The 2,009-nt window shown below is 67.4% G+C and carries 1 protein-coding gene; it reads left to right on the top strand.

Going from position 1 to position 2,009, the window contains the following annotated elements:
• Positions 1-202 precede the first annotated feature (202 nt).
• On the top strand, positions 203-1,759 hold the full coding sequence (ffh, locus tag E2651_RS42840; RefSeq protein WP_135336668.1) for a signal recognition particle protein: 1,557 nt from the start codon (positions 203-205) through the stop codon (positions 1,757-1,759).
• Positions 1,760-2,009: the final 250 nt, after the last annotated feature.

Genomic DNA, 2,009 nt, shown 5'->3' with positions numbered 1-2,009 from the left:
GGCAGCGGCATGTGTGTATAAGAGACAGGGGGTGGTGGATCCCCCGGCCCCACTCCACGGCGTCCCCGCTACGGGTACGTACCCTCTGCGCGCCTGAGAAAGGGGTAAAAGCGTAGAGCCGAAGGGGCGGGGTACCCTCCAGCGCCCAGCAGATACCCTGGAGGGCGACCTGTCCCCTTCGACCCGAGGATTCGCGACCGCCGTGTTCGATACTCTCTCCGACCGCCTCGCAGCGACATTCAAGAACCTCCGGGGCAAGGGCCGCCTGTCCGAGGCGGACATCGACGCCACGGCCCGCGAGATCCGCATCGCCCTGCTCGAGGCGGATGTCGCGCTGCCCGTCGTCCGTGCCTTCATCAAGCAGGTCAAGGAGCGCGCCGCCGGAGCCGAGGTCTCCCAGGCGCTCAACCCCGCCCAGCAGGTCATCAAGATCGTCAACGAGGAGCTCATCGGCATCCTCGGCGGCGAGACGCGACGCCTGCGGTTCGCCAAGAACCCGCCCACCGTGATCATGCTCGCGGGTCTGCAGGGCGCGGGTAAGACCACCCTCGCCGGAAAGCTCGGCCTCTGGCTGAAGAGCCAGGGCCACGCGCCGCTGCTCGTGGCGTGTGACCTCCAGCGCCCGAACGCGGTGAACCAGCTCTCCGTGGTCGCCGAGCGCGCCGGCGTCGGCGTCTACGCGCCCCAGCCGGGCAACGGCGTGGGCGACCCGGTCCAGGTCGCCAAGGACTCCGTCGAGTTCGCCAGGTCCAAGCAGTACGACGTGGTCATCGTCGACACCGCCGGACGCCTCGGCATCGACCAGGAGCTGATGGAGCAGGCCGCGGACATCCGCGACGCCGTCAGCCCCGACGAGGTCCTCTTCGTCGTCGACGCGATGATCGGCCAGGACGCCGTCAACACGGCGGAGGCCTTCCGCGACGGCGTCGGCTTCGACGGTGTCGTGCTCTCGAAGCTCGACGGTGACGCCCGTGGTGGTGCCGCGCTTTCGATCGCGCAGGTCACCGGCCGCCAGATCATGTTCGCCTCGAACGGCGAGAAGCTGGACGACTTCGACGCGTTCCACCCGGACCGCATGGCGTCCCGCATCCTCGGCATGGGCGACATGCTCACGCTCATCGAGAAGGCCGAGCAGACCTTCTCCCAGCAAGAGGCCGAGAAGATGGCCGCCAAGCTGCAGAGCAGCAAGGGCGGCAAGGACTTCACGCTCGACGACTTCCTGGCCCAGATGGAGCAGGTCAGGAAGATGGGCAGCATCAGCAAGCTGCTCGGCATGATGCCCGGCATGGGGCAGATCAAGGACCAGATCAACAACCTCGATGAGCGGGACGTCGACCGGACCGCCGCGATCATCAAGTCGATGACGCCCGCCGAGCGGCAGGACGCGACGATCATCAACGGCTCGCGTCGTGCCCGTATCGCCAAGGGTTCCGGTGTCGAGGTCAGCGCCGTCAAGAACCTGGTCGAGCGGTTCTTCGAGGCCCGCAAGATGATGTCGCGGATGGCCCAGGGCGGCGGCATGCCGGGTATGCCCGGGATGCCGGGCATGGGTGGCGGCCCCGGCAAGCAGAAGAAGAAGCAGAAGCAGGCCAAGGGCAAGCAGCGCTCCGGCAACCCGATGAAGCGCAAGCAGCAGGAGCTGGAGGACGCGGCCCGCCGCGAGCAGGGGGCTCAGGAAGGCGGCGCCTTCGGCCTCCCCGCGGGTCAGCAGGGCAAGGACTTCGAGCTTCCGGACGAGTTCAAGAAGTTCATGGGCTGACGCCTCGTATGTCGTACGCCGCCTGAGGCGCCCCTCTTCGGAGAGGGGCGCCTCAGGCGTTTTCGGAGCGGGTGCCCGGCCGGTGTTTGTGTCGTAACGTCCGGATATGAGCAACCCTGTGCCGCCGCGCCGTTCTTGTTGATCTGGTCGATGTAGGTCGCGGGGGAGCGCTTCGCGCCCCACGCGATCATCTCGTCCTCCTTGTCCAGGTTGGACCCGAGGAAGTCCTTGAGGGTCTGCTGGAGTTCGG

Source organism: Streptomyces sp. MZ04 (assembly GCF_004684775.1).
In the GTDB taxonomy this organism is placed as follows: Bacteria; Actinomycetota; Actinomycetes; order Streptomycetales; family Streptomycetaceae; genus Streptomyces.
The sequence above is the reverse complement of the archived record's forward strand: the minus strand, read 5'-3'. Positions and strand labels throughout refer to the sequence as shown.